We start from the raw sequence: 6985 nt of genomic DNA, 5'->3' as shown, positions 1-6985 counted from the left end.
GAGTTGGGGGAGCGGGCGGTGTGGGGAGGCGCTTTGGGCGCTTCACGCGCCCGATCCGTGCTTAATTGCCGCCCGCATTGCCTTCTTCGGACTTCGCGTCGTCCCAGTTCATCCGGTGCCGATTAACGGTCTCGGTATGTCGCGCGTCGTCCTCGGTGTGCAGGTAAAGGCTGGTCGTATTCAGCGAGACGTGGCCGAGATTGTCGCGGATCGTGCGCAGATCGACGCCGCCGTCCGCCTGATGCGAACCGGCCGTATGCCGCAGCCAGTGAGCCGAAGCGCGCTCGAGTTCGTCGGCGCGATCGCCGAATTCCGGACCGCGCGCGCGCAACCACGTGGCCGCGCCCGCGAAGATGCCCTTGATCGCGTCGTGAATCGCCGAGCGCGACAAGCAGCGGTTGCGGCCCTTGAACGGCAGCACGAGCGGCGTCTCTTCGGCGCGGGTCGGTAGCGCGGCCAGCCCGTTCAGCGTCCGGTAGCTGCGCAGTTCCTGAACCAGTTCGGCCGACACCGGCACGATCCGCTCCTTATCGCCCTTGCCGAGCGTTTCGAGCCACCACTGGTCCTGACCATCGGCGCCGAGCCTTCTGAAAAACTGACCCATCTGCCCGCCGGCGACTTCGGAAATGCGCATGCCTTGCAGGTAGAACAGCGTGGTCAGCCAGCGGCAGCGCGCGTAATACGCGCGTTGCGCATCGGTGTCTTGCGGCAGTTGCTCGACGAACAGCTTCACTTCGTCCCATAGCGACGTCGACAGATAGCGCGTGACACGCGGCGCCGAGCGCTTCGCGCGCTGCCGCAGCAGCGCCATCGGATTGCCGCGCAGATAGCCGGCGTTGACGAGCCACGTGAACATCGCGTTCAGGATGATCAGCGCCTGGCGTTGGCTGGCCGGCGACAACGGCCCGTTGAACGGCCGCCAGCGTGCGTCGCCGCGCGCGTACTTGCCGCCGTTCGCCGACACCCAGCGAGCGGCCGGCTGCGGATCGGCGATGAATGACTTGAACCGCAGCAGATCCTCGTGGGTCAGCGACGACAGCGGCTTACCGAGCTGCACGACGGCCCACAGCAGCAGACGCTCCGCTTCCTTGCGGTAGTTGTCGAACGTGGTCTTGGTGTCCGCGTAATTGGAGAGCCACGCGCGCACCGCGTCGAGATCGTTGCGCGCCGATAGCTGCGAGTTCTCCACCGCGCCGCGATTGGTGCCGTCGCGGCCATCGAGCAGTTCCGGCACGACGAGCGATTCGACGGGCTGGACGGTGGCGAGTTCAGCGTTCGGGGCAGCTTTCGGCACGGCTTTGGACACGGTTCGGGACACTCCTCGGGCGCACGCCGGTTGGCGTCATTCTGCTCCGCTCAGACGCCATCAACGACGCTTGCCTGAAAAGAAAGCAGTGCCCACACTGTTGCGGACGAAACGCGAAACCCTAGCACACAGTCGGCGGCGCCTGGCGCAAAATAGGCGAGCGCGCTCAAGCTTCGACGCACAAGACGATCAATCGGCATACAGTAACGCAGCAGGTCGCGCGGGTCGCTGTCCGCTATAGCCGCCCTCTATTACCGGCATTGCCGTAATCGAATTCTATTGAACTTTGCCCTCGCCTATATTCGAATAGCAGTGGCGCGCCGATCGGAGTCATCCGTCAGAGACGCTGGGCAGGTTGGCGTCGACCTTGGATTTCATCAGTGCACTGCCGAGTCATTCGGCTGGCTGGCAGGTTTTCGGATCGTCAAATTGCCACGGAAGCCTGACACCATGACAAACGCATAACAAGTACCTTGCATGGGATTGGAGCCAGTGCCAACGCACCGACTCCGATCGACAACGGAGACATCCTCCAAAGGAGAGAACGCATGTCAAGCGAAGCAAAGTGCCCGTTCATCCATACCGCCGGTGGCGGGACGACCAATCGAGACTGGTGGCCGAAGCAATTGCGCCTCGACCTGCTGAACCAGCATTCGGATCGCTCGAATCCGCTGGACAAGGACTTCAACTATGCCGAGGCATTCAAGAGCCTCGACTACGCCGCGATCAAGCAAGACCTCGCCGCGCTGATGACCGATTCGCAGCCCTGGTGGCCCGCGGACTTCGGCCATTACGGTCCGCTGTTCATACGTATGGCATGGCATAGCGCCGGCACCTATCGCATCGGCGACGGCCGCGGCGGCGCGGGGCGCGGGCAGCAGCGTTTCGCGCCGATCAATAGCTGGCCGGACAACGTGAGCCTCGACAAGGCGCGCCGGCTGCTGTGGCCGATCAAGCAGAAATACGGCCAGAAAATTTCGTGGGCCGACCTGCTGATCCTGACCGGCAACGTCGCGCTCGAAACGATGGGCTTCAAGACTTTCGGTTTCGGCGGCGGCCGCGAGGACACGTGGGAACCGGATCTGGACGTCTACTGGGGCAATGAAAAGACCTGGCTCGGCGGCGACGTGCGCTACGGCAAGGGCGCGGCTGGCAGGGAAGACGACGAGGGCGTGCTCGTCGCCGACGAGGACCTGCACGGCACGGAGAAGAGCCGCACCGATCCGCCCGGGCGCAACCTCGAAAACCCGCTCGGCGCGGTGCAGATGGGCCTGATCTACGTGAACCCGGAAGGCCCGGACGGCAATCCCGATCCGCTCGCCGCGGCGGTCGACATCCGCGAAACGTTCGGGCGCATGGCGATGAACGACGAGGAAACCGTCGCGCTGATCGCCGGCGGCCACACCTTCGGCAAGACGCACGGCGCGGGCCCCTCCGATAACGTCGGTCCGGAGCCGGAAAGTGCCGGCCTCGAAGAGCGGGGGCTTGGCTGGCGCAACAGCTACGGCACGGGCAAGGGCGCCGACACGATCACGAGCGGTCTCGAAGTCACGTGGACCGAGACGCCGACGCAGTGGGACATGAGCTATTTTCAGAACCTGTTCGGTCACGACTGGGAGCTGACGAAGAGCCCGGCGGGCGCCAATCAGTGGGTCGCGAAGAACGCGGATGCCACGATCCCGCACGCGCACGACCCGTCGAAAAAGCTGCCGCCGACGATGCTGACGACCGACCTGTCGCTACGCCTCGATCCGATCTACGAAAAGATCTCGCGGCGCTTCATGGACAATCCCGACGAGTTCGCCGACGCGTTCGCGCGCGCGTGGTTCAAGCTGACGCACCGCGACATGGGTCCGCGCGCCCGTTATCTGGGCCCGGAAGTGCCGTCCGAGGAACTGCTGTGGCAGGACCCGATTCCGGCCGTCGATCATCCGCTCGTCGACGACAAGGATGTCGCGGCGCTGAAGCAGAAGATCCTCGCGTCGGGGCTGTCGGTGTCGCAGCTGGTCACGACCGCGTGGGCGTCGGCCTCGACATTCCGCGGCTCGGACAAGCGCGGCGGTGCCAACGGCGCGCGCATCCGGCTCGCGCCGCAGAAGGATTGGGACGTCAACCAGCCCGCTGAGTTGGCGAAGGTGCTGAAGGTGCTCGAAGGCATCCAGAGCGAGTTCAATGGTGCGCAGTCCGGCGGCAAGAAGATTTCGCTCGCCGATCTGATCGTGCTGGCGGGCAACGCCGGCGTCGAGCAGGCCGCGAAGAACGCCGGGCATCAGGTGAGCGTGCCGTTCTCGCCGGGTCGCATGGATGCGTCGCAGGAGCAGACCGACGTCGTAGCGATCGCGGTGCTCGAACCGGTTCACGACGGCTTCCGCAACTATCTGAAGGGCAAATTCCCGGTGGCGGCCGAGAAGCTGCTGATCGACAAGGCGCAACTGCTGACGTTGACGGCGCCCGAGATGACCGTGCTGATCGGCGGCCTGCGCGTGCTGAAGGTGGGCGCTGGCAGCGAATCGCACGGTGTCTTCACGAACCGGCCGGAAACGCTGACCAACGACTTCTTCCGCAATGTGCTCGACATGGGTACGGAATGGACGCCGCTGTCGTCCGCCGCGGAAACGTTCGAAGGCTGCGACGCGAAGACCGGCGAGGTCAAGTGGACGGGTACGCGCGTCGATCTCGTGTTCGGCTCGAACTCGGTGCTGCGTGCATTGGGTGAGGTGTATGCGAGCGAGGACGGCCAGGACAAGTTCGTGCGCGATTTCGTGGCCGCGTGGGCCAAGATGATGGATCTGGACCGTTTCGATCTGGCTTGATCCAGCCGTTGTGGCAAATGGTTGAAAGTGGTTAGACGAAGTCGTGACGCGCGATTGCCGGGATGCCGGCAATCGCGTTTTTTGTTCGCCTCATCACTGATCGACTCAGCCCATCTTCAGCACCACCCTGAAACGCGCATGTCCGCTCATCATCCGGTCGAAGGCCCGCGCCGCCTCGGCGAGCGGATACTGCTCGATCATCGGCTTGACGCCGCTTAGCGCGCTGAACGCGAGCGTGTCCTGTGAATCGGCCGACGTGCCCGAGGGCCAGCCTTGCACCGAGTTGCGTCCCATGATGAATTGCGCGATCGGCACTTCGACCGGCTCTTCGGAGACGCCGACCATCAACAGCTTGCCGTTCAGACCGAGACCGCCGAGCGCGGCGCTCATCGCCTTGCCGCTCGTCACCGTGGCGAGTATCAGCTTCGCGCCGCCCAGGGCCTGCAGCGCCTCGGCGACGTTCTCCGTTTTGCTGTCGATGTAGTGATGCGCACCCAGTTGCTGCGCGAGCGGGGCCTTGTCCTGACCGCGCGCGATCGCCACGGTGCGAAAGCCCATCTTGCGCGCGAACTGCACGCCGAGATGACCGAGGCCGCCGACGCCGAGAATCGCGACGACGTCACCGGCGCGCGCGCCGCTATTGCGTATCGCGTTGAAGGTCGTGATGCCCGCGCACAGCAGCGGAGCGGCATCGACATCGGACAGGTCGTCGGGAATGCGCGCGAGCGCTTCGACCGGCGCCACCATGTATTCGGCGTAACCGCCGTCGTAGCTGATGCCGGGAATCAGCGCGTACTGGCACAGCACGAAATCGCCCTGGCGGCAGCGTTCGCATGTGCCGCAATGCCCGCCGTGCCAGCCGACCCCGACACGCTGGCCGACCTGCCAGCCCTCGACACTCGCACCGACCGAATCGATCACGCCCGCGATCTCGTGCCCGGGTACGCGCGGATAGCTCAGCCCCGGCCACAGGCCTTCCTTGGTCATCACATCGCTATGACAGATGCCGCAAGCATGAATCCTGATGCGCACGTGACCCGACCCCGGCTCGGGCACATCGCGCTCGACCATTTCGAGCGGGCCGCCGGCCTGTTTCACTTCGACTGCTTTCATCGAGGGCATGATGTTCTTCCTTTCCAGTGACGAACGGGGCAAGAGGGGAACGAACCCAATCATGATAGGCCGCGTCCACACGGCTCGCCACAAAGAAGCCGTCGCCGCATAGCGTATGGCGATGACATGCGATGTAATTGGCGCGCCGCGTGGCTGCCTCTACTCTTCGACTACCGCGCCGTCGATCCGATGGCGCACACGTCAAGGAGATACCATGTCCAGCTATCCCGTTCACACGATCGAGTCCGCTCCCGCGCAGTCGAAACCCGTGCTCCAGAAGCTGCAGCAGGCGTTCGGCCTGATTCCGAACATCGCGGCTACGATGGCGGCTTCGCCGGTGCTGATCAACGGCTTCATCGGCCTGTTCGAGCGCGTGCATGCGAGCAGTCTGACGGAGCCGGAGATCCAGACGGTGCTGCTCACCAACGCCGTCACGAACGCCAGCGAATGGGCGGTCGCGTTTCATACCGCGCTCGGCTTGAATGCGGGACTGCGCCGCGCCGATGTCGAGGCGATCCGCCACGGCGGCTTGCCCGACGACGCGAGGCTCGCGGCGCTGTCGACGCTCGCGCGCTCGCTGATCGACAAGCGCGGCCGCCTCAACGACGAGGACCGGCAACGCTTCATCGCGGCAGGCTTCAGCGCTGAGCAGATTCTCGAGGTGATTGCGGTGGTCGCCGCATCGACGATCACGAACTACACCGGCAGCGTGACCGAGCCGCCGCTCGAAACGCAGTTCGGGGAATTTGCGTGGCATGCGCCCACGCGCACACCGATGCGCTAAAGCAGTCCTGATCGGGCACCAAGAGGAGGGAAAACACGATGAACGTCACGAGTCACGATCCGAAAGTGCAGTCGGGCGATCTCGGCAGTCTGTTGCGCTATTGGCGTGACGTGCGCGGCGTGAGTCAGCTCGATCTGTCGCTCGAGGCTGGTATCTCGCAGCGGCAGATCAGCTTCATCGAAAGCGGGCGCAGCGTGCCGGGCCGCGACACGCTGCTGACGCTCGCACAGACCCTGGACGTGCCGCTGCGCGAGCGCAATGCGCTGCTGCTCGCCGCCGGTTACGCGCCGATCTATTCGGAAACACCCTGGAATGCGCAGGAAATGCACAGCGTGGTTCGCGCGCTCGAACGGGTCGTGCGTCAGCATGAGCCGTATCCGGCGCTCGTGATGGACCGCGACTGGAACGTGCTGATGACCAACGACGCGGCGCCGCGCTTCTTCAACTGTTTCATCGACATGGCCGCGCGTGAAGGCCCGCGCAACATGCTGCATCTGATGTTCGATCCGCGCGGGATGCGTCCGTTCGTCGCCGATTGGGAGGAGGTCGCGCGAAGCCTGCTGCAACGGGTGTATCGCGAGTCGGTCGGTCGTGTGGTCGGCGACAACACGAAGCGCCTGCTCGATGAACTGCTCGCGTATCCCGACGTGCCGCGCGACTGGAAAACGCATCATGGCTCTGCCACGACGCACGCGACGATGCCGATGATTCCACTAGGCTTTGTCAGCGGGGGCGCGGTGCTGCGCTACTTCTCGATGGTCACGACCGTGGGTGCGCCGCAAAACGTGGCCGCCCAGGAGCTGCGCATCGAATGCATGTTCCCCGCCGACGATGCCACCGAAGCGCGTCATCAGCATCTGCTTGCGACGCATGCGTCCCGGGTCGATTTTTCGTGAATGGCGTTGAACCGCGTGTCTCGCATGCTATTTTCGTAGGGTTCGATGCAGTCAGAGCAGGCAATGCAAGCGA

5 protein-coding genes are annotated in these 6985 nt (G+C 64.5%); 3 read left to right on the top strand and 2 right to left on the bottom strand.

From position 1 onward, the window contains the following. Positions 1–61: 61 nt before the first annotated feature. A complete protein-coding gene (locus F6X42_RS16975; protein WP_187635326.1) occupies positions 62–1306 on the bottom strand; it encodes a tyrosine-type recombinase/integrase in 1245 nt (414 codons plus the stop codon). Positions 1307–1854: 548 nt separating this feature from the next. Here F6X42_RS16975 and katG point away from each other — a divergent pair. Next, on the top strand, positions 1855–4119 hold the full coding sequence (gene katG / locus F6X42_RS16970; protein WP_187635325.1) for a catalase/peroxidase HPI: 2265 nt from the start codon (positions 1855–1857) through the stop codon (positions 4117–4119). Between the two features lie 105 nt (positions 4120–4224). Here katG and F6X42_RS16965 read toward each other — a convergent pair whose 3' ends face one another. Beyond that, entirely contained in the window at positions 4225–5241 is a 1017-nt protein-coding gene (locus tag F6X42_RS16965; protein WP_187635324.1) for an alcohol dehydrogenase, read from the bottom strand. Positions 5242–5446: 205 nt separating this feature from the next. Here F6X42_RS16965 and F6X42_RS16960 point away from each other — a divergent pair, with 205 nt between their 5' ends. Together F6X42_RS16960 and F6X42_RS16955 are read left to right on the top strand one after the other, a co-directional pair. Next, a complete protein-coding gene (locus tag F6X42_RS16960; protein ID WP_187635323.1) occupies positions 5447–6016 on the top strand; it encodes a carboxymuconolactone decarboxylase family protein in 570 nt (189 codons plus the stop codon). A 38-nt stretch (positions 6017–6054) separates the two neighbouring features. Beyond that, complete coding sequence (locus F6X42_RS16955) at positions 6055–6912, top strand: helix-turn-helix domain-containing protein (protein ID WP_187635322.1); 858 nt, start codon at positions 6055–6057, stop codon at positions 6910–6912. Positions 6913–6985 lie beyond the last annotated feature (73 nt).

The organism is Paraburkholderia podalyriae (genome assembly GCF_014397785.1).
Classification (GTDB): domain Bacteria; phylum Pseudomonadota; class Gammaproteobacteria; order Burkholderiales; family Burkholderiaceae; genus Paraburkholderia; species Paraburkholderia podalyriae.
The sequence above is the reverse complement of the archived record's forward strand: the minus strand, read 5'-3'. Positions and strand labels throughout refer to the sequence as shown.

Coding starts and splice junctions, on each gene's coding strand:
- F6X42_RS16960 (WP_187635323.1), top strand. CDS start 5,447: ATGTCCAGCTATCCCGTTCACACGATCGAGTCCGCTCCCGCGCAGTCG.
- F6X42_RS16965 (WP_187635324.1), bottom strand. CDS start 5,241: ATGCCCTCGATGAAAGCAGTCGAAGTGAAACAGGCCGGCGGCCCGCTC.
- katG (WP_187635325.1), top strand. CDS start 1,855: ATGTCAAGCGAAGCAAAGTGCCCGTTCATCCATACCGCCGGTGGCGGG.
- F6X42_RS16955 (WP_187635322.1), top strand. CDS start 6,055: ATGAACGTCACGAGTCACGATCCGAAAGTGCAGTCGGGCGATCTCGGC.